General features: G+C 68.5%; 15 protein-coding genes. 6 read left to right on the forward strand and 9 right to left on the reverse strand.

The window, feature by feature from the left end; all coding sequences use genetic code 11:
• Nucleotide 1: 1 nt before the first annotated feature.
• Genes nirD through AC1M14_RS11030 form a run of 4 tightly spaced genes read right to left on the reverse strand, consistent with a single transcriptional unit; the run spans nucleotide 2 to nucleotide 4,031 of the window.
• On the reverse strand, nucleotides 2-352 hold the full coding sequence (gene nirD, locus AC1M14_RS11015; RefSeq protein WP_479731565.1) for a nitrite reductase small subunit NirD: 351 nt from the start codon (nucleotides 350-352) through the stop codon (nucleotides 2-4).
• Complete coding sequence (gene nirB / locus AC1M14_RS11020) at nucleotides 352-2,901, reverse strand: nitrite reductase large subunit NirB (protein ID WP_209165941.1); 2,550 nt, start codon at nucleotides 2,899-2,901, stop codon at nucleotides 352-354. Before nirB ends, nirD begins: the two co-directional genes overlap by 1 nt.
• Nucleotides 2,898-3,098: a hypothetical protein gene (locus AC1M14_RS11025; protein WP_479731566.1), complete on the reverse strand. Its 201-nt coding sequence runs from the start codon at nucleotides 3,096-3,098 to the stop codon at nucleotides 2,898-2,900. Before AC1M14_RS11025 ends, nirB begins: the two co-directional genes overlap by 4 nt.
• Before the next feature lie 51 nt (nucleotides 3,099-3,149).
• The gene (locus AC1M14_RS11030) at nucleotides 3,150-4,031 is read right to left on the reverse strand and encodes a LysR family transcriptional regulator (RefSeq protein ID WP_111824845.1); all 882 of its coding nucleotides are present in this window, start codon (nucleotides 4,029-4,031) and stop codon (nucleotides 3,150-3,152) included.
• Nucleotides 4,032-4,174: 143 nt separating this feature from the next.
• Between AC1M14_RS11030 and AC1M14_RS11035 the strand changes: the two genes are divergently transcribed.
• Complete coding sequence (locus AC1M14_RS11035; protein WP_209165943.1) at nucleotides 4,175-5,791, forward strand: GMC family oxidoreductase N-terminal domain-containing protein; 1,617 nt, start codon at nucleotides 4,175-4,177, stop codon at nucleotides 5,789-5,791.
• A 6-nt stretch (nucleotides 5,792-5,797) separates the two neighbouring features.
• Here AC1M14_RS11035 and cfa read toward each other — a convergent pair whose 3' ends face one another.
• Nucleotides 5,798-6,979 (reverse strand): cyclopropane fatty acyl phospholipid synthase, encoded by a 1,182-nt coding sequence (gene cfa / locus AC1M14_RS11040; protein WP_479731567.1) that lies wholly within the window; start codon nucleotides 6,977-6,979, stop codon nucleotides 5,798-5,800.
• A gap of 271 nt (nucleotides 6,980-7,250) precedes the next feature.
• On the opposite strand from cfa, the gene AC1M14_RS11045 reads away from it, so the two are divergent.
• The 3 genes from AC1M14_RS11045 (at nucleotide 7,251) to greB (ending at nucleotide 9,720) form a co-directional block, all read left to right on the forward strand.
• The gene (locus tag AC1M14_RS11045) at nucleotides 7,251-8,186 is read left to right on the forward strand and encodes an alpha/beta fold hydrolase (RefSeq protein ID WP_479731568.1); all 936 of its coding nucleotides are present in this window, start codon (nucleotides 7,251-7,253) and stop codon (nucleotides 8,184-8,186) included.
• Between the two features lie 66 nt (nucleotides 8,187-8,252).
• On the forward strand, nucleotides 8,253-9,098 hold the full coding sequence (locus AC1M14_RS11050) for a 3',5'-nucleoside bisphosphate phosphatase (protein WP_102772040.1): 846 nt from the start codon (nucleotides 8,253-8,255) through the stop codon (nucleotides 9,096-9,098).
• Between the two features lie 70 nt (nucleotides 9,099-9,168).
• A complete protein-coding gene (gene greB, locus AC1M14_RS11055) occupies nucleotides 9,169-9,720 on the forward strand; it encodes a transcription elongation factor GreB (RefSeq protein ID WP_102772818.1) in 552 nt (183 codons plus the stop codon).
• 131 nt (nucleotides 9,721-9,851) lie between these two features.
• On the opposite strand, the gene AC1M14_RS11060 is transcribed toward greB, so the two are convergent.
• Genes AC1M14_RS11060 through AC1M14_RS11070 form a run of 3 tightly spaced genes read right to left on the reverse strand, consistent with a single transcriptional unit; the run spans nucleotide 9,852 to nucleotide 12,790 of the window.
• Complete coding sequence (locus AC1M14_RS11060; RefSeq protein ID WP_102772039.1) at nucleotides 9,852-10,880, reverse strand: DctP family TRAP transporter solute-binding subunit; 1,029 nt, start codon at nucleotides 10,878-10,880, stop codon at nucleotides 9,852-9,854.
• Between the two features lie 57 nt (nucleotides 10,881-10,937).
• Nucleotides 10,938-12,236 carry a TRAP transporter large permease gene (locus tag AC1M14_RS11065; RefSeq protein WP_102772038.1) on the reverse strand — a complete coding sequence of 433 codons (1,299 nt, stop codon included), beginning with the start codon at nucleotides 12,234-12,236 and terminating at the stop codon, nucleotides 10,938-10,940.
• Nucleotides 12,233-12,790 (reverse strand): TRAP transporter small permease, encoded by a 558-nt coding sequence (locus AC1M14_RS11070; protein WP_102772037.1) that lies wholly within the window; start codon nucleotides 12,788-12,790, stop codon nucleotides 12,233-12,235. The genes AC1M14_RS11065 and AC1M14_RS11070 overlap by 4 nt, the downstream gene beginning before the upstream one ends.
• A 360-nt stretch (nucleotides 12,791-13,150) precedes the next feature.
• On the opposite strand from AC1M14_RS11070, the gene purL reads away from it, so the two are divergent.
• On the forward strand, nucleotides 13,151-17,200 hold the full coding sequence (gene purL, locus AC1M14_RS11075) for a phosphoribosylformylglycinamidine synthase (RefSeq protein ID WP_479731569.1): 4,050 nt from the start codon (nucleotides 13,151-13,153) through the stop codon (nucleotides 17,198-17,200).
• A 179-nt stretch (nucleotides 17,201-17,379) separates the two neighbouring features.
• Here purL and AC1M14_RS11080 read toward each other — a convergent pair whose 3' ends face one another.
• Entirely contained in the window at nucleotides 17,380-18,303 is a 924-nt protein-coding gene (locus tag AC1M14_RS11080) for a LysR family transcriptional regulator (protein ID WP_479731570.1), read from the reverse strand.
• A 171-nt stretch (nucleotides 18,304-18,474) separates the two neighbouring features.
• Between AC1M14_RS11080 and AC1M14_RS11085 the strand changes: the two genes are divergently transcribed.
• A complete protein-coding gene (locus AC1M14_RS11085) occupies nucleotides 18,475-19,686 on the forward strand; it encodes an ABC transporter substrate-binding protein (RefSeq protein ID WP_440130622.1) in 1,212 nt (403 codons plus the stop codon).
• Nucleotides 19,687-19,750: the final 64 nt, after the last annotated feature.

A 19,750-nucleotide genomic window follows, 5' to 3' on the forward strand; every position in this document is an offset into this window, starting at 1 on the left:
GTCAGCCGATCTCGACCGTGTCGGCGTTCAGGCGCGCGCGCCAGGCGCGCAGCCGCTGTTCGGGGTATTGCACGCAGCTGCCGTCGGCCAGCCGGAAATGCTGCTTGTAGAGCGGCGAGGCGACCACCAGCTCGCCGTCCAGGTGGCCGACGATGCCGCGGCCGATGACGTTGGCGCCGGAGCGCGGGTCGCGGTTCTCGATGGCGTAGACCTCGCCCTCGGCGGCCTGCGGCACGTAGAAGAGCGCGATCTGCACGCCGTCGACCAGCGCCACCACGCCGGAGTGGGGCACCAGGTCCTGGCGGCGGCACACCGGGCGCCAGGCTTCGGGTTCGTTGACCAGGGCGTCCATCAGGCAATCTCCTCGGCGATGGGGATGACGCGGGCGGGGGCGGGCCGCGGCTGGCCGCGCTCCTGCACGAAGCGGATGTCGGGGTCGGCGGCGTCGTCGTTGACGAAGGTGCGGAAGCGCTTGAGCTTTTGCGGATCGTTCAGCGCGTTGGCCCATTCGCATTCATAGCGGTCCACCACCAGCTGCATCTGCGCTTCCAGCTCGGCGCACAGGCCCAGGCTGTCTTCCAGCACCACCTGCTTCAGGTAGTCCAGCCCGCCCTCCAGCGACTCGCGCCAGGCGGCGGTGCGCTGCAGCTTGTCGGCCGTGCGGATATAGAACATCAGCAGCCGGTCGATGACGCGGATCAGCATGGCGTCGTCCAGGTCGGTGGCGAACAGCTCGGCATGGCGCGGGCGCATGCCGCCGTTGCCGCAGACGTAGAGGTTCCAGCCCTTCTCCGTGGCGATGACGCCGATGTCCTTGCTCTGCGCCTCGGCGCATTCGCGGGTGCAGCCGGAGACCGCGAACTTGAGCTTGTGCGGCGCGCGCAGGCCCTTGTAGCGGTGCTCGATGTCCAGCGCCATGCGCACGCTGTCCTGCACGCCGTAGCGGCACCAGGTGCTGCCCACGCAGGACTTCACCGTGCGCGTCGATTTGCCGTAGGCGTGGCCGGTCTCGAAGCCGGCGGCGATCAGTTCGCCCCAGATGGCGGGCAGTTCGTGCAGCTGCGCACCGAACAGGTCGATGCGCTGTCCGCCGGTGATCTTGGTGTACAGCCCGTATTTCTTGGCGACGGCGCCGATGGCGATCAGGCCGTCGGGCGTGATCTCGCCGGCGGCGATGCGCGGCACGATGGAGTAGGTGCCGTTCTTCTGCATATTGGCCATGAAGGTGTCGTTGGTGTCCTGCAGCGGCACCAGGGCCGGGTCCTGAATGGGCCGGTTCCAGCACGACGCCAGGATGGAGGCGACGGCGGGCTTGCAGATTTCGCAGCCCAGCCGGCCGCGTCCGTGGCTGGCCAGCAGTTGTTCGAAGCTCTCGATGCCGCCGACCCGCACGATGGCGTAGAGCTCCTGGCGCGTGTAGGCGAAGTGTTCGCACAGGCTTTTGTCCACCGCCACGCCGCGCGCGGCCAGTTCGTGTTCCACCACCTGCTTGAGCAGGCCGGCGCAGCCGCCGCAGCCCGAGGCCGCCCGGGTGCAGGCCTTGACCGCGCCCAGGTCGGCGCAGCCGCCGTCGATGGCCTGGCGGACGGCGCCCTTGCTGACGTTGTGGCAGGAACAGACCGTGGCCGAATCGGGCAGGGCGTCCGCGCCCAGCAGCGGCGCCGCCTCGCCGCGCGGCAGGATCAGGCTGGCCGGGTCGGCCGGCGGGGCGATGCCGTTCTGCACGTATTGCAGCAGGGTGTCGTAATAGCTGTTGTCGCCCACCAGCACCGCGCCCAGCACGCGCTTGCCGTCGCCCGAGACCACCAGGCGGCGGTAGCCGGCGCCGGCCTCGTCGATATAGCGATAGCTGCGCGCGCCCGGCGTGGCGCCGTGGGCGTCGCCGATGGAGCCGACGTCCACGCCCAGCAGCTTGAGCCGCGTCGACATGTCGGCGCCGGCGAAGGGCTGCGCGGCCTCGCCGCACAGCGCGGCGGCGGCGGTGCGCGCCATCTGGTAGCCCGGCGCCACCAGGCCGTACACGCTGCCGTTCCAGGCCGCGCATTCGCCGATGGCGTAGATGTGTTCGTCGCTGCTGCGGCAGAAGTCGTCGATCGCGATCCCGCCGCGCTCGGCCAGCGTGAGCCCGGCCTTGCGCGCCAGCGTGACCTGCGGCCGGATGCCGGCGGAGAACACGATCAGGTCGGTCTCCAGCGGCGCGCCTTCGGCGAAGCGCATGCGGTAGCGGTACTGCGTGCCGGGCCGGATGTCCTGCGTGGCGCGCGACAGGTGCACGCCCACGCCCAGCGCCTCGATGCGGGCGCGCAGCGCCGCGCCGCCTTGCTCGTCGAGCTGCACCGGCATCAGGCGCGGCGCGAATTCGACCACGTGCGCCTGCAGGCCCAGGGATTTCAGCGCGTTGGCCGCCTCCAGGCCCAGCAGTCCGCCGCCCACCACCACGCCGCGGCGCGCGCCGTCGGCGGCCTGGCGGATCTGGTCCAGGTCGTCGAGCGTGCGGTAGACCAGGCGCGAAGCGCCCTCGGCGCCGGCTATCGGCGGCACGAAAGGATGGGAGCCGGTGGCCAGCACCAGCTTGTCGTAGGCATAGCGGCCCGCGGCGGTGACGACCTCGCGCTGGCGCCGGTCTATCTCCAGCACCGGCGTGCCCAGGTGCAGCGTGACGCCCGGGTGTTCGTAAAGCCCGGCCGCGCCCAGCGCCATCGATTCGGCGTCGCGCCCGTTCAGGTACTCGGACAGGTGCACGCGGTCGTAGGCGCGGCGCGGCTCGTCGCCGAAGACGTGGATGCGGTAGCGTTCCAGCGCGCCCAGCGCGATCAGCTGTTCGACGCAGTGGTGGCCCACCATGCCGTTGCCGACGATGACGAGGGTTTGCAGGGAGTCGCTTGCTGCCGATACGTTCATGGGAAATCCCCGGTTCCGAAAAGACGAAAAGCGCCCTGGACCTTGCGGTCGAGGGCGCCTTTGCCGGTGTTGCTCGAATTGTCGTGTGCGGCGGGCTTGCGGCCCGCCTGCCAGGATTCAAAGCAAAGTCCATGCCAGCCGGCGCGCGCGGGGGCGCGCGCGGCCGGCGCGTCCGCGCGTGCGGCGGGCTGCTTCATTGCGGTGCATAGTGTTGTGCGCGCCGCACCTGTTTGGCGCGGGGCGCGCCGTCAGCCGAAGGCGGCGCGCACGGCGGCGAAGGCGGCGTCCACCAAGGGGTCGGCGCGCCGCGAGGCCTGGGTGATGAAGGACAGTTCTGCCTGGATCGACAGGCCCTTGATCAGCAGCACGCCGTTGGCCTGGGATTCGCGCAGCGCGATGGAATCGCGGGCCAGCGACAGGCCGACGCCCGAACGCACCAAGTCCAGCATCGAGGCTTCCTGGTCGACCTCGGCCACCGCGTTGGGCGCGATGCCCAGGGCTTCGAACTGCGCGGCCAGCAGGCGGTGGTGCACGGAATCCGGGGGCGTCCAGATCCACGGAAGCGCGGCGATCTCGGCCCAGCCGCGGCCGGCCACCTGCGCGCCCCAGCCCTTGGGCGCGACCACGCTATACGTGAACGAAGCCAGCGGCAGCGCCTCCAGCCCCGCGGCCGCGTCGCCCGGCGCGCCCAGGAAGAAACCCACGTCCAGCTCGCCCGCGCGAACCAGCCTGCCCACCGAACCGGACATGCCGTGGCGCAGCGTGGGACGGATCTTGGGATAGTGCTCGACCAGGTGCTGCAGCGTGGCGCCCAGCCGCAGGAATTCCGGGTCCAGGATGGTGCCGATCCGCAGCTCGCCCTGCACGGTGTCGCGCAGCGCGCCGATGGCGCGCTCGAAATCGTCCAGCGCGTCCAGCACCCGCTGCGCCGCCGGCAGCAGCGCGCGGCCGTCGGCGTTCGGCGCCAGCCCCTGGGCGGTGCGCGCGAACAGCGCCAGGTCCAGCGATTCCTGGAAATTCTTGAGCTGCAGGCTGAGCGCGGGCTGGGTCAGGTGCAGCTGCTCGGCCGCGCGCGTCAGGTTGCCGGCGCGGGCCACGGCGGCGAAGCTGCGGATATGCTTGAGATCCATGGCTGGATGGGGGCGGGGAAGTCGAGCTTTATTAAAGACGCTTATAAAGCGTTTTTCAACAATTCATTGGACAGGCGCGCAGCACTGCGCCAGAGTCATGGCAAAGTCCGGCATCCGCCCGGGCATGAAAATAAGAAGCGCTTATGGAGACATACGACTACATCATCGTGGGCGCGGGTTCGGCCGGCTGCGTGCTGGCCAACCGGCTCAGCCGCGATCCGTCCGTGCAGGTGCTGCTGCTGGAGGCCGGCGGGCGCGACAACTACCACTGGATCCACATCCCGGTGGGCTATCTGCATTGCATCGGCAATCCGCGCACCGACTGGATGTACCGCACCGTGGCCGAGCCCGGCCTGGGCGGCCGTGCGCTGATCTACCCGCGCGGCCGCGTGCTGGGCGGCTGCTCGTCGATCAACGGCATGATCTACATGCGCGGCCAGCGCGAGGACTACGAAAACTGGGCCGCGCTGTCGGGCGATCCGGCCTGGAGCTGGGACCAGGTGCTGCCGGTCTTCAAGCGCAGCGAAGACCACCACCGCGGCGCAGACGAGTTCCACGGCGCGGGCGGCGAATGGCGGGTGGAGCCGCAGCGGCTGCGCTGGGACATCCTGGAGGCTTTCGCCGAGGCGGCGGAGCAGGAAGGCATCCCACGCGTGGCGGACTTCAACCGCGGCGACAATTTCGGCAGCGGCTACTTCGAAGTGAACCAGCGCCGCGGCTGGCGCTGGAACACGGCCAAGGCCTTTCTGCGGCCGGTGCGCCAGCGCCCGAACCTGCGGGTGGAAACCGGCGCGCTGGTCGAGCAGCTGGTGTTCGAAGGCAAGCGCTGCGTGGGCGTGCAGCTCAAGCGCGGCGAGGCCGGCGCGACGGTGCGCGCGCGCCGCGAAGTGGTGCTGGCGGCCGGCGCCATCAACACGCCGCAGCTGCTCGAATTCTCGGGCGTGGGCGAGCCGGCGCGGCTGCGCGAAAGCGGCATCGCGCTGCGCCACGCCCTGCCCGGGGTGGGCGAAAACCTGCAGGACCATCTGCAACTGCGCGTCATCCTCAAGGTCGACGGCGTCAAGACCTTGAACCGCATCGCCTCCACCTGGTGGGGCAGGGCGGGCATCGGCCTGGAATACCTGGTCAACCGCAGCGGCCCGATGAGCATGGCGCCGTCGCAGCTGGGCGCCTTCGCCAAATCGGACCCGGGCCAGGCCCGCGCCAATGTCGAGTTCCACGTGCAGCCCCTGTCTTTGGGCGCCTTCGGCGAGCCGCTACACGGATTCGACGCTTTCACCGCCAGCGTCTGCAACCTGCGGCCCACCTCGCGCGGCAGCGTGCATGCGCAGGGTCCGCAAGGCGCGGGCCTGGCGCCGGTGATCGCGCCCAACTACCTGAGCACCGAGGAAGACCTGCGGGTGGCGGCGGATTCCATCCGCCTGGTGCGCCGGATCGCCGCGGCGCCGGCGTTGCAGCGCTACCGTCCGCAGGAATGGCTGCCGGGACCGGCGTACGAGAACGAAGCCCAGCTGCGCGAAGCGGCAGGCAAGATCGGCACCACGATTTTCCATCCGGTGGGCACCTGCGCCATGGGCCGCGACGCCGACGCCGGCGCGGTGGTCGACGCGCGGCTGCGCGTGCATGGGCTGGAGGGGCTGCGCATTGCGGACGCGTCGGTGATGCCGCTGATCACGTCGGGCAACACCAATTCGCCGACCATCATGATCGCCGAACGCGCGGCCGACCTGATCCGCGCGGACGCGGGGCAGGCCGCGTAGCGAAGGTCAGCGCAGCGAGCGGTACATGTCCTGGCGCTGCGGGTGGGTCAGCATCACTTGCCAGAGCTGGCCCTCGCGCGAGCGGAAAAAGCCCGCGCAGCACATCAGGTAGTACTTCCACATGCGGTAGAAGCGCTTGCCGTAGCGCGCTTCCAGCGTGGGCCAGGCGCGCTCGAAGTTCTCCCACCAGGCCATCAGCGTGCGGTCGTAGTCGGCGCCGAAGTTGTGCCAGTCCTCGATGATGAAACGGCCTTCCACCGCCGTGGCGATTTCGCGCGCCGAGGGCAGCTTGCCGTTGGGGAAGACGTAGCGGTCGATCCAGGGATCGGTGCTCTGGCTGGTGGCGGCGATGCCGATGGTGTGCAGCAGGAAGATGCCGCCGGGCGCCATCAGGCGCTGCACGTGGGTGAAGTAGGTGTCGTAGTTCTTGGGGCCGACGTGCTCGAACATGCCGACCGACACGACCTTGTCGAAGCTGCCTTGCAGGTCGCGGTAGTCCTGCAGCAGCAGTTGCACCGGCAGGCCCTGCACGCGCTGCTGCGCCAGCGCCAGCTGTTCCTTGGAGACGGTCACGCCGGTGACCTTGACGCCGTAGCGCTCGGCCGCGAACTTGGCCAGCCCGCCCCAGCCGCAGCCGATGTCGAGCAGGGTTTCGCCCGGCTTGAGCTGCAGCTTGCGGCAGATCATGTCCAGCTTGGCTTCCTGGGCCTGTTCCAGGGTCTCGGCATGTTCCCAGTAGGCGCAGGAATAGATCATGCGGCTGTCCAGCATGGCTTCGAACACGTCGTTGCCGGCGTCATAGTGCTGTTTGCCGACCTCGAACGCGCGGCTCTTGGACTGCAGGTTGAAAAGCTTGTGGCGCAGGTGTTCGGCGATCAGCTTGAGGCGCGCCAGGCCCAGCGCCGCCGATCCCACGTCGGCGCGCAGCAGGCGGGTGAAGAGCTCGTCGAGCTGGTCGCAGTCCCATTCGCCGTCCATGTAGGACTCGCCCAGGCCCAGCGACCAGCTTGCGAACACGCGGTCGTACATGTGCTTGTCGTGGACGCGGATGTCCCAGGGGCGCGTACCGTTGATCTGGACGTCGGCGCGGGCCAGGACGTCCTGCAACACTTTGGGGGCTTGGGGAGGGGGGAGGCTGACGGCCTGCTCGTCGGTGGTCAGCGGGGAGGTGGGACTGCTTTGCTGCATACGGACTCCATATCAATTTGGGAAGACTGATCTGGCAATGCTCGAGGCTGCGTACTTTGGCGCGAAACGGCGGGCAACTCCAATTTAAATGTTGGATCGCGCCGATAGGCTAATTCACCTTCCGCCCGGCGGTCGGGGCGTCGATCCGGATGGCGTGATCGTAGCGATGCGCGCTCCGATAGTCCAGGGCCGCGGTCCGAGTTCGACGCCATCCTATAAGATACCCGCCTGGCGCACCGTGTCGGCGCGCGCAGACTCGTGGAGTGCATCGATGCAGGACGCCCGCCTGGAACCCCGTTTGGAATTCGTCACCTGCGCCAGCCCGGCCGGGCTGCATCGCATGGCCTACTGGGAATGGGGCGATCCGGCCAACGACGAGGTGCTGGTCTGCGTGCACGGCCTGACCCGCAGCGGCCGGGATTTCGACACGCTGGCCCGCCGCCTGGCCCACCGTTACCGGGTGGTCTGCCCGGACGTGGTGGGCCGGGGGCGTTCGGACTGGCTCGCCAATCCCGCTTTCTACACCGTGCCGCAGTACGTCTCCGACATGGTGACCCTGCTGGCCCGCCTGCGCCCGGCGCGCCTGGCCTGGCTGGGCACCTCCATGGGCGGGCTGATCGGCCTGGCGCTGTCGGGCGCCGCGGTATACGCGCAGGCCATGCTGGCGATGCGCCCGCATGCGGGCATGCTGCCGCCGTCCGAAGGCGTGCGGCTGGACAAGCTGGTGCTCAACGACGTCGGCCCGCGGCTGGAGACCGGCGCGCTGGCGCGCATCGGCCAGTATGTGGGCGAGCCGGCCGAATTCGAGTCGTTCGACGCGGCCGTGGCCGCCATGCGCGCCAACTCCACGACGTTCGGCCCGCATACCGACGCGCAATGGGCCGAGCTGGGACGCTATCTGTACCCCGAACAGGGCGGCAAATGGGTCAAGCACTACGACCTGGCGCTGGCCCAGGCCCTGGCCGCGCAGACGCCGCAGGAACTGGCCGCCGGCGAGCAGATCCTGTGGCGCGCCTATGACACCGTGGCCTGCCCCATCCTCATCGTGCGCGGCGAGCAATCGGATCTGCTGACCCGCGCCACGGTCGAAGAAATGCTGGCGCGCAATCCGCGCGCGCGGGCGCACGAAGTGGCCGGCGTGGGCCACGCGCCCACGCTGATGGCCGACGAGCAGGTCGAGCCGGTGGCCGCGTTCCTGCTGGGTTAGCGCCCTGCCAAACCAGGGACGGACACGGCGCTATCCACGCTGGCGGGGCTTCTCTACAATAGCCCCATGAACGCGCGCACCCTGAATATCGACCTGCATTGCCATTCCACCGTCTCGGACGGCGCGCTCGCGCCGCGCGACGTGGCGCAGCGCGCGCATGCCAATGGCGTGGACGTCTGGGCCCTGACCGACCACGACGAGGTCGGCGGCCTGGCCGAAGCCGCCGCCGCGGCGCGCGAACTGGACATGGAATTCGCCACCGGCGTCGAGATCTCGGTCACCTGGGCCGGCCTGACGGTGCACATCGTCGGGCTGCGCTTCGATCCGGCCGACCAGACGCTGATCGAAGGCCTGCGCAAGACCCGCGCCGGCCGCGCCGAACGCGCCAAGCGCATCGGCGAACGCCTGGCCGAGATGGGCATGCCGGGCGCCTACGAAGGCGCGCTGCCGTTTGCCGGCAATCCCGAACTCATCAGCCGCACGCACTTCGCGCGCTACCTGGTCGAGGCCGGCTATTGCCCCGACGTGCAGACCGTGTTCAACAAGCACCTGGGCGACGACCGTCCCGGCCACGTGCCCATGCAATGGGCCACGCTGGCCGAAGCCGTGGGCTGGATACGCGGGGCCGGCGGCCGCGCCGTGATCGCGCATCCCGGCCGCTACAAGTACACGCCGCTGCAGTTCGCCGCGCTGTTCGACGAGTTCCTGCAACTGGGCGGCGTCGGCATCGAGGTCAACACCGGCAGCCATACGGTCGAAGAGGCCCGCCACTACGCGGACGTGGCGCGCCGCTACGGCTTTCTCGCCTCGCGCGGCTCGGACTTCCACAGCCCCAAGGAAAGCCGGATGGACCTGGGCCGCCTGCCGGCGCTGCCGCCGGACCTCAAGCCGGTCTGGCACGACTGGTTCTGACCCGGGCGGCGGCCCGTCCGCCACGCCCGCCATGCTATCGACTGTGACCGCGCCCAACGGCGCAACCGCCATGAACAAAGCATTTGTTAAAGAATCCGATCAAGAGGACGACGACGATCTGCCGCAGGCCCAGGCGCTGCCGGCCGGCACCAAGAACTACATGACGCCCGGCGGCTACGAACGCCTGCGCGGCGAGCTGGCGCACCTGATGAACGTGGAGCGTCCGGCCGTGGTGCAGGTGGTGTCCTGGGCCGCGTCCAACGGCGACCGCTCGGAGAACGGCGATTACCTCTACGGCAAGAAGCGGCTGCGCGAGATCGACCGCCGCATGCGCTTTCTGACCAAGCGGCTGGACTTCGCCGAGGTGGTCGACCCGGCCGCCCAGCCCAACCGCGACCAGGTTTTCTTCGGCGCCACGGTGCTGTATTCCGACAAGGCCGGCGAAGAGCACCGCGTGACCATCGTGGGCGTGGACGAGGCCGAGCCGCTGGCCGGCAAGATCAGCTGGATCTCGCCGGTGGCGCGCGCCCTGATCAAGGCCAGGGAAGGCGATACGGTGGTCTTGCGCACGCCCGGCGGCATCGAAGAGCTGGATATCCTGGAAGTTTCTTACCCGGCGTAACGGGGCCGCCTCAAAAAAATACGGGCGCCGGCTCGTGGCCGGCGCCCGTTGGCGGGCGGGATCTGGTGTCCCTGCCTCGGTTGGCGGCTTGCGCCGCCGGTTCCCCTGGGGCTTGCTGTGTTCTTGCGGGCTTACTTCTTGCGGCTGGCGATGGACTTTTCGGCCAGGTTCACCAGGTCTTCGCCGATCTGCTTTTTCCACTTGTCGTAGACGGGCTTGGTGGCCTTGACGAAGGCTTCATGGTCGGCCTGCGACAGCGAGGTGACCTTGACGCCGTGGCCCTCGATCTCCTTGAGCAGCGACGGGTCCTCGGGCGTCACGCCCTTGCGCGCGATCACGATCTGCTGCTTGCCGGCGTCCAGCGCGGCCTGGCGCACGATGTCGCGGTCTTTCTCGGACCAGGAATTCCACACCTCGCGGTTGACCACGAAGATCAGCGGGTCGGCCACGTAGTTCCACAGGGTCAGGTACTTCTGGCCCACGGTGTAGAGCTTGGAGCCGGTGTAGATGGACAGGGGGTTTTCCTGGCCGTCCACGGCGCCGCTGGCCAGCGCGGGCTGGGCGTCGGCCCAGCTCATCTGGGTGGGGTTGGCGCCCAGCGCGGTGAAGGTGTCGATGTACAGCGGCGAGCCCACCACGCGCAGCTTCATGCCCTTCATGTCCTCGGGCTTCTTGATCTCGTGCTTGGAGTTGCTGAGCTGGCGGTAGCCGTTCTCGCCCCAGGCCAGCGGCACCACGCCGGCCTTTTCGATCAGCTTGAACATCTGCTTGCCGACCTCGCCCTGCACCAGCGAGTCGATGGCGGCGTAGTCGGGCATCAGGAAGGGCAGGGAGAACAGGTTGAGCTGCTTGACCTGCGGCGACCAGTTGATGGTGGAGCCCACCGCCATGTCGATCACGCCCTGGCGGATGGCGGTGAATTCGCGAGTCTGGTCGCCCTGGACCAGCGAGGTGCCCGGGTAGACCTTGATGTTGATGCGGCCTTCGGTGCGCTCGCGCACCAGGTTGGACCAGATTTCGGCGCCCTGGCCCCACGGGAAGGTGGTGCCCACGACGATCGAGAGCTTGTATTCGGACTTGTAGTTCTGGGCATGCGCGGGCGCCATGCCCGCCACTGCCGCCGCGCACAGGGCGGCGCCGATCAGGTTGCGGAACTTCATGTTGCGTCTCCTCTCTTTGCTAGTCTGTCTGTTGTTGTGTAATGCAGGTCAGCCGCTTCAATAACCGAGCTTGTGGGGCAGCCACAGCGCCAGCTGCGGGAAGGCAAGCACCGCCACCAGCACCAGGAACATCGCGCCCAGCAGCCACACCACCCAGCGCACCGTGGACTCCATCGGCACGCGCGCGATGCGGCAGGAAACCATCAGGTTCACCGCCAGCGGCGGGGTGAACTGGCCCAGCGCCACCTTCAGCGTCAGGATCACGCCGAACCACACCGGGTCCCAGCCGTAGGCGTTGGCGATCGGCATGAGCAGCGGCACGAAGATCAGGAAGATGGAGATGCCGTCCAGGAACATGCCCACGGTCATGAGCAGCAGGATCAGCAGCGCCAGCACGCCCCATTCGCCGAGGCCGGAATTGACGATGGCGTGCGTGACGGGATCGATGATGCTGAGCGTGGACAGGGCCCACGCGAAGATGCCGGCCAGCGTCACCACCAGCATGATGACGGCGGACAGTTCGGCGGCTTCGCGCAAAATGGTGAAGAGGTCGCGCAGCTTGATGCTGCGGTGGATGCACATGCCCACGAACAGCCCGTAGAACACCGCCACCACGGCGGCCTCGGTGGGCGTGAACCAGCCCATGCGCATCCCGCCCAGGATCAGCACCGGCGCGGCCAGGCCCCACGAGGCCTCGCGCAGGCTGGCCCAGAATGGCGGGCGCGGCAGATGCGCCTCGAGCGCGCCCATCTTGTGCTTGCGCGCCAGCCACACCGCCGGAATGATCAGCGCCAGGCCGGCCAGGACGCCGGGCACCATGCCGGCGGCGAACAGCGCCGGCACCGAGGCGCCGGGCACCAGCACCGAATAGATGATGAAGGCCACCGAGGGCGGGATCAGGATGTCGGTGGCGGCGCCGGCGGCCACCACCGAGGCCGAGAACGAACCCGGATAGCCGGCGCGCGACATGGCGGTGATCATCACCGCGCCCACGGCGGCCGCGCAGGCCGGGCCGGAGCCGGAAATCCCGCCCAGGAACATGGCCACCGCGATCGACACCAGCGGCAGCATGCCCGGGCCGCGCCCGACGATGGCGATGGCGAAATCCACCAGCCGCTTGGCCACGCCGGAGCGGTCGAAGATCGACCCCACCAGCACGAACATGGGAATGGCCAGCAGCGGATACTTGGCCAGTCCGGCGTAGAAGTTCTGCGGCACCGTCAACAGCCCATACCAGGGCGTGTCCAGGTTGGACAGCACGATGGCCACGGTGCCGCCGATGCCCAGCGCCACGCCGACCGGCACGCCGATCAGCATGAGCACGATGAAGACGGTGAAGAGGACGCCCGCGATCATGGCTGGCCCCGGCTGGCGGAATCGGCCGCCACGGGGGCGCGCGCGATGCGGCGCAATATGCCGATGGTGCGCAGCGAGATCGCCGCGGCCATGACGGGCAGCCAGATCGAATACCACCAGGTCGGCACGCCGATGGCCGGCGAGGTCTCTTCGTAGATGTATTCGTCGGCCACCAGCTTGACCGACAGCACGGTCAGCAGCAGGAAGAACGCCAGCACGCAGCCGTTGGAGATCAGCGCCATGATGCGCTGGCGGCGCGGCGAACCCGAGTCGGCCAGGATCTCGATGCGGATGTGGTGGTTGCGCACGAAGGCCATGCTGCCGCCGGCCATGGTCAGCACGATCAGCAGGAACACCGAGATTTCTTCGGTCCAGGCGAAGGACTGGTCGGTGAAATAGCGCACCAGCACGTTCAGGAAGGTGATGATGGCCAGCGCCGCCAGCAGGATCACGGCCAGCCAGTCCTCGATGGCCAGCGGCACTTTTACGGCGGGATCGGGTTCTGCGGGGATGATCGGTTCTACGGGCTCGGCGGGGGCTTCGGGGCGGGACATGAGGCTACGGCCAGCGCGCGGGTAGGCGCTTTGCTTTTTATTTGTGGGGTCGCTGCATCCTACCGTTGCGCCGTGGGCGCGATAGTTCGTGTTTTCCCGCGGTGCGGGATGGACGCAACATGGTGCGTCGCAGCATAAATTTCCGGGCCAGGCCTCCAGGATGGCAGGTAAACGGGGACCGCATAAGGAAATGCGCGCAGATATTGCCATGCACCATCTTCGTGCATGGGCGGCGGAATTCTTTTGTAACCTCGGCCGCCGGCGGGGCCTGAACGGACCGGTTGCAGCGCGGCTCCGGGAAAACCCCCTAAACGGGTAAAATCGCTTTTTGCTCCTTCTACCTTATACGGCGCCCGCATCGTGTCCCTAGTTCAGCATCTGCCTGGTTCCTCCGTCCTGTCCTCTTTCCGTCGCGATCGCCTGCTGGCGCAGCTGAAGGAAGCCGGCCTGCCGGTGGCCGACATATCCGCCCGCTACGAGCACTTCGTCAGCACCGACGCCGCGCTCACGGCCGAGCAACAGAACCAGCTTGCCCAACTGCTGGACTACGGCACGCCGGCCACGGGCGAGGCGCCGGCCAAGAGTCTGGCGCTGCTGGTCATTCCCCGCCTGGGCACGATTTCGCCGTGGGCCAGCAAGGCCACCGACATCGCCCACAACTGCGGCCTGACGGCCGTGCACCGCATCGAGCGCGGCGTGCGCTACGTGATCACGCCCGAACGCGGCCTGCTGGGCGCCAAGTCCTTCGACGAAGCCATGCTGGCGCGCGCCGCCGACTGTCTGCACGACCGCATGACCGAAACCGTGGTGGACGCCAGCTTCGACGGCCAGGCGCTGTTCCAGCCGCTGGCCGGCAAGCCCATGCGCACGGTGGACGTGCAGGCGCGCGGCGCCCAGGCGCTGGTCGAGGCCAACGCCACGCTCGGCCTGGCCCTGTCCGACGACGAAATCGAATACCTGGCCAAGTCCTTCGGCGACCTGGGGCGCGACCCCACCGACGTGGAACTGATGATGTTCGCCCAGGCCAACAGCGAACACTGCCGCCACAAGATCTTCAACGCCCAGTGGGTGATCGACGGCCAGGCGCAGCCCAACACGCTGTTCGGCATGATCCGCGCCACGCACAAGGCGCAGCCGGCCGGCACGGTCGTGGCCTATTCCGACAACGCCGCCATCATGGAAGGCGGCCCCGCGCAGCGCTTCCAGGCCGGCGTGCCGGGCTTGACGGGCGAGGGCGCGGAAGGCGCCAAATACATCCGCCGCGACACCGTCGTGCACACGCTGATGAAGGTGGAAACGCATAACCACCCGACCGCGATCGCGCCGTTCCCGGGCGCTTCCACCGGCGCCGGCGGCGAGATCCGCGACGAAGGCGCCACCGGCCGCGGCTCCAAGCCCAAGGCCGGCCTGACCGGCTTCACGGTCTCGCACCTGCGCTTCGACGACGCGCTGCAGCCCTGGGAAGCCGATCACCACGGCCTGCCCGACCGCATCGCCTCGCCGCTGTCCATCATGATCGACGGCCCCATCGGCGGCGCCGCCTTCAACAACGAATTCGGCCGTCCCAACCTGCTGGGCTACTTCCGCTCGTTCGAGCAGACCGCCGGCTGCACCCGCTGGGGCTACCACAAGCCCATCATGATCGCCGGCGGCCTGGGCAGCATCGACGCCGGCCTGACGCACAAGGAAGTCATTCCCCCCGGCGCGCTGCTGATCCAGCTGGGCGGCCCGGGTTTCCGCATCGGCATGGGCGGCGGCGCCGCCTCCAGCATCAGCATGGGCAGCAACTCGGCCGAGCTGGACTTCGACTCCGTGCAGCGCGGCAACCCCGAGATCGAGCGCCGCGCCCAGGAAGTCATCGACCGCTGCTGGCAGCAGGGCGACAAGAACCCCATCATCGCCATCCATGACGTGGGCGCGGGCGGCCTGTCCAACGCCTTCCCCGAGCTGGTCAACGACGCCGGCCGCGGCGCCATCTTCGACCTGAAGCGCGTGCCGCTGGAAGAATCCGGCCTGTCGCCCGCCGAAATCTGGAGCAATGAATCGCAGGAGCGCTACGTCCTGTCGATCCTGCCGCAAGACCTCGAGCGCTTCGACGCCATCGCGCGCCGCGAACGCTGCCCGTACGCGGTGGTGGGCGTGGCCACCGAAGAGCGCCAGCTGCGCGTGGTCGACGGCGAAGGCCTGCCCGGCCTGGACACGATCCGTCCGCAAGGCGAGGCCGAGGTGCGTCCGGTGGACGTGCCGATCGACGTGATCCTGGGCAAGCCGCCGCGCATGACGCGCGAGGTGACGCGCCTGCCCGGCGTGTCCGCGCCGCTGGACCTGGCCGGCATCGACCTGACTGACGCCGCCTACCGCGTGCTGCGCCACCCCACCGTGGCCAACAAGACCTTCCTCATCACCATCGGCGACCGCACCGTGGGCGGGCTGTCCAGCCGCGACCAGATGGTCGGCCCCTGGCAGGTGCCGGTGGCCGATTGCGCCGTGACGCTGGCCGACTACGAAGGCTTCCGCGGCGAAGCGATGTCCATGGGCGAGCGCACCCCGATCGCCATGCTGGACGCGCCGGCCTCGGGCCGCATGGCCGTGGCCGAGGCCCTGACCAACCTGGCCGCCGCCGACGTGGCGCGCCTGGAAGACATCAAGCTGTCGGCCAACTGGATGGCCGCCTGCGGCGTGGACGGCCAGGACGCGGCGCTGTACGACACGGTGTCCGCCGTCAGCGAGCTGTGCCAGGCGACCGGCCTGTCGATTCCGGTCGGCAAGGATTCGCTGTCCATGAAGACCTCGTGGCAGCAGGACGGCGAGCAGCGCCAGGTGGTGGCGCCGGTGTCGCTGGTGGTCACGGCCTTCGCGCCGGTGGCCGACGTGCGCGCCAGCCTCACGCCGCAGCTGCGCACCGACGCCGGCGACAGCGTGCTGATCCTGATCGACCTGGGGCGCGGACGCCATCGCATGGGCGGCTCGATCCTGGCGCAGGTCTATAACCAGGTCGGCGAGACCGTGCCGGACATCGACGCGCCGCAGGACCTGCGCGCCTTCTTCGTCACCATTCGCACGCTGGCCGAAGCCGGCACCATCCTGTCCTACCACGACCGCTCCGACGGCGGCCTGTTCGCGACCCTGGTGGAAATGGCCTTCGCCGGCCGCACCGGCATCTCGGTCAACCTGGACATGCTGACCTTCGATCCGCAATCGGCGGATTGGGGCGACTTCAAGATCCGCCCCGAGCAGGTGGCGGTGCAGCGCGACGAACTCACGCTCAAGGCGCTGTTCTCGGAAGAGGCGGGCGCCGTGATCCAGGTGCCGGCCTCGCAGCGCGACGCCGTCATGCAGGTGCTGCGCGGCGCGGGCCTGTCGGCCCACTCGCACGTCATCGGCGGCCTGAACGGCGCCGACGAAGTGGAGTTCTACCGCGACGGCAAGAAGGTCTGGGGCCAGCCGCGCGCCGACCTCGGCCGCGCCTGGAGCGAAGTCTCCTACCGCATCATGGCGCGCCGCGACAACCCGGCCTGCGCCCAGGCCGAACTGGACGTCTGGAACGATACCCAGGACCCGGGCATGAGCCCCAGCGTGGCCTTCGACCCGCAGGAAGACGTGGCCGCGCCGTTCATCAACACCGGCAAGCGCCCGCGCGTGGCCATCCTGCGCGAGCAGGGCTGCAACAGTCAGGTGGAAATGGCCTGGGCCTTCGACACCGCCGGCTTCGAGGCCATCGACGTGCACATGACCGACCTGCTGTCGGGCCGCGTGGACCTGGCGCAGGCGCAGGGCCTGGTGGCTGTGGGCGGCTTCAGCTACGGCGACGTGCTGGGCGCCGGCGAAGGCTGGGCGCGCACCATCCGCTTCAACAGCAAGCTGTCGGATCAGTTCGCCGCGTACTTCGCGCGCCCCGACACCTTTGCGCTGGGCGTGTGCAACGGCTGCCAGATGATGGCCGCGCTGGCGCCCATGATCCCGGGCGCCGAATTCTGGCCGCGCTTCACGCGCAACCAGTCGGAAAAGTACGAGGCGCGGCTGTCCATGCTGGAAGTGGCCAAGTCGCCGTCGATCTTCTTCGCCGGCATGGAAGGCGCGCGCGTGCCGGTCGCCGTGGCCCACGGCGAGGGCTATGCCGACTTCTCGCAGCAGGGCGACGCCGCCCGTGTGCTGGCCGCCGCGCGCTATATCGACAACCGCGGCCAGGCCACCGAAGCCTATCCGTTCAACCCCAACGGCAGCCCCGGCGGCCTGACCGCGGTCACCACCGCCGACGGCCGCTTCACGGTCATGATGCCGCACCCCGAGCGCGTGACCCGCAACGTCATGATGTCGTGGGCGCCCGAGAAGTGGGGCGCGGCCGACGCCGGCGGCGCGTTCAGCCCGTGGATGCGCATGTTCCGCAATGCCCGCGTCTGGCTGGCGTAGGATGGGTATAGCGCGAGACGATATCCGCAAAAACGGGGCTGTATAACGCGCGGCACCCATCAGGCGGCGCTAGCCGCCGTTTGCCTCTTGCCACGAAAAACGGCGGCTGGCGCCGCCTGATGGGTTCCGCGCGTTGGGGATCTGGGTTCTGGCCCGGGTCTCCGCGCGCTGCACCCATCCTACGACGCGCGCTTCAACGACTTCATGAACCGCTGCGCGCGCGTGACTGCGTCCTGCGCCTCGGCGGCCAGCGCGGCCACGAAGCGCTGGGCCGCCAGGCTGAGCGGGCGACGCGGATGATTCACCACCACCAATTGGCGCTGCATGTCGGCGTGGATGCGGCGCACCGACAGGGCGCCGGCGTCCAGTTCGTGCGCGATGGCGCTGACCGGCAGGATGGTGGCCCAGGCGCCTGACTTCACCAGCTCCAGCGTCGGGGTCAGCGCGTCCATTTCCAGGCGCGGGCGCGCGGCCGCGCCGCGTTTCTTCAGCACCGGATCGATGATGGCGCGCAGGCCCTGGCCCAGCGACGGCACGATCAGCGCGTCGATCGACAGGTCCTTGAATTCGACGTTGCGCAGCGGGCTGCCGGCGGCGGTCACCAGCACCAGTTCCTCGTTGACCAGCGGACGCATCTCCAGGCTGCGCACCGGCTGGATCAGGTTGACGATGGCCACGTCCAGCTCGCCGGCGTCCAGGCGCTCGACCAGCCCCGCGCTATAGGCCTCGGTCAGCCGGATCGTGACGTCGCGGTTCTCGGCGCTGTAGAGCGAGAGGGCGCGCGGCACGATGCTGGCGCCCAGCGACGGCACCGTGCCCACCCGTATCAATCCCGACGTGCCGCCGCTCAGGTCCAGCATGCGCTGGCGCACGCTTTCCACTTCCTTCGACAGCGGCAGCAGCATCTTGTACAGATCCACCCCCGCGGCCGTGGGCGTGACGCCGCGGCTGGAGCGTTCGAACAGCTGAACCTTCAAGGTCTTTTCCAGCTTGGCCAGCTGCGTGCTCAGCGCGGACTGGACGATGCCCAGCTCGGCGGCGGCGCGCGTCATGCCGCCGTTGCGGTACAGGCAGAGAAAACACTCGATCTGGCGTAAATCCATGGTGCGCGGGTGGGGCGGGAGATACCGGATTATAGGGATCGGAAACCGGCGCCGAATGTCGGGCTAGGGGTAAACGATATGAAAAAAATAGATCGTAGATGAATATATTATTAAAAATAGAGATGGCTTTGGCGATCCTGCGGCAAGGCCGACACAGCAAGGAGACAAGACGTGGAAACCAGTACGAAAGTGTTAGGTGCCGTCGCGTTGGCGGTAGTCGGCATCTGCGGGACGGGAGCGGCCAGCGCCCAGGGCGACACGGTGAAGATCGCCTTCGTCACGGACATGAGCGGTCCTTATTCGGACTTCGACGGCGTCGGCGGCCTGGACGCGATCCGCATGGCGGTGGCGGACTTCGGCGGCAAGGTGCTGGGCAAGCCGATAGAAGTGCTGGCGTCCGACCACCAGAACCGCGCCGACATCGCGTCGAACCGGGCTCGCCAGTGGTGGGACCAGGACAAGGTCGACCTGGTGATAGGCGGCTCCAACTCGTCGGCCTCGCTGGCCATCAGCACCATCGCGGCCGAGAAGAAAAAGGTCTTCATCAGCGCCGGCGCGGGCGCCGACAGCCTGACCGAGGAGGCCTGCAACGCCTACACGGTGCGGTACACCTATTCGACCTCGGCGCAGGCCCGCGGCACGGCGGCGGCCATGGTGGCGCAGGGCGGCAAGAGCTGGTTCATGCTGACCGCCGATTACGCATTCGGCTATTCGCTGGAGAAGGCCAGCATGGACGTGGTGCAGGCCAACGGCGGTTCTGTTTCCGGCACCACCCGCCATCCGCTCAATACTTCGGATTTCTCGTCCTACCTGATGAAGGCCCAGGCCTCCAAGGCGCAGGTGCTGGGCCTGGCCAACGGCGGCGGCGACCTGATCAATTCGATCAAGACGGCCAAGGAATTCGGCGTGAGCGACCAGATGCGCCTGGCCGGCCTGATGGTGTTCATCACCGACATCCACAGCCTGGGCCTGGACACCACGGCCGGCATGTACCTCACCGACGGCTGGTACTGGGATCTCGACGAACGCTCGCGCGCGTTCAGCAAGCGCTTCCACGAGCGCAACAAGAAGATGCCGACCACCTTCCAGGCGGGCGACTATTCCGCCACCACCACCTACCTGAAGGCGGTGGAGCGCGCCGGCACCACCGACTCGGACGCGGTCATGAACGCGCTGAAGTCCATGCAGATCGACGACATGTTCACCAAGGGCTATATCCGGGCCGACGGCGCCATGGTCCACGATATGTACCTGATGCAGGTCAAGTCGCCCTCGGCCTCCAAGGGCGAGTGGGACTACTACCGGAAAGTGGCCACCATCCCGGGCGAAGAGGCCTATGCGCCGACCAAGCCCGGCGTGTGCAAGCTGCAGGCAAAGATCTGAATTCCCATCCCTTACCGGAGGCAGGCAATCATGGCGGAAAGTTGGCCCGAGCTGGTTTATCGGA

The sequence above is a fragment of the Achromobacter sp. SX5 genome (genome assembly GCF_056711425.1).

Excerpts from the sequence above, each read along its gene's own strand:
- nirD (WP_479731565.1), bottom strand. The coding sequence starts at position 352 with ATGGACGCCCTGGTCAACGAACCCGAAGCCTGGCGCCCGGTGTGCCGC.
- nirB (WP_209165941.1), bottom strand. The coding sequence starts at position 2,901 with ATGAACGTATCGGCAGCAAGCGACTCCCTGCAAACCCTCGTCATCGTC.
- AC1M14_RS11025 (WP_479731566.1), bottom strand. The coding sequence starts at position 3,098 with ATGAAGCAGCCCGCCGCACGCGCGGACGCGCCGGCCGCGCGCGCCCCC.
- AC1M14_RS11030 (WP_111824845.1), bottom strand. The coding sequence starts at position 4,031 with ATGGATCTCAAGCATATCCGCAGCTTCGCCGCCGTGGCCCGCGCCGGC.
- AC1M14_RS11035 (WP_209165943.1), top strand. The coding sequence starts at position 4,175 with ATGGAGACATACGACTACATCATCGTGGGCGCGGGTTCGGCCGGCTGC.
- cfa (WP_479731567.1), bottom strand. The coding sequence starts at position 6,979 with ATGCAGCAAAGCAGTCCCACCTCCCCGCTGACCACCGACGAGCAGGCC.
- AC1M14_RS11045 (WP_479731568.1), top strand. The coding sequence starts at position 7,251 with ATGCAGGACGCCCGCCTGGAACCCCGTTTGGAATTCGTCACCTGCGCC.
- AC1M14_RS11050 (WP_102772040.1), top strand. The coding sequence starts at position 8,253 with ATGAACGCGCGCACCCTGAATATCGACCTGCATTGCCATTCCACCGTC.
- greB (WP_102772818.1), top strand. The coding sequence starts at position 9,169 with ATGAACAAAGCATTTGTTAAAGAATCCGATCAAGAGGACGACGACGAT.
- AC1M14_RS11060 (WP_102772039.1), bottom strand. The coding sequence starts at position 10,880 with ATGAAGTTCCGCAACCTGATCGGCGCCGCCCTGTGCGCGGCGGCAGTG.
- AC1M14_RS11065 (WP_102772038.1), bottom strand. The coding sequence starts at position 12,236 with ATGATCGCGGGCGTCCTCTTCACCGTCTTCATCGTGCTCATGCTGATC.
- AC1M14_RS11070 (WP_102772037.1), bottom strand. The coding sequence starts at position 12,790 with ATGTCCCGCCCCGAAGCCCCCGCCGAGCCCGTAGAACCGATCATCCCC.
- AC1M14_RS11080 (WP_479731570.1), bottom strand. The coding sequence starts at position 18,303 with ATGGATTTACGCCAGATCGAGTGTTTTCTCTGCCTGTACCGCAACGGC.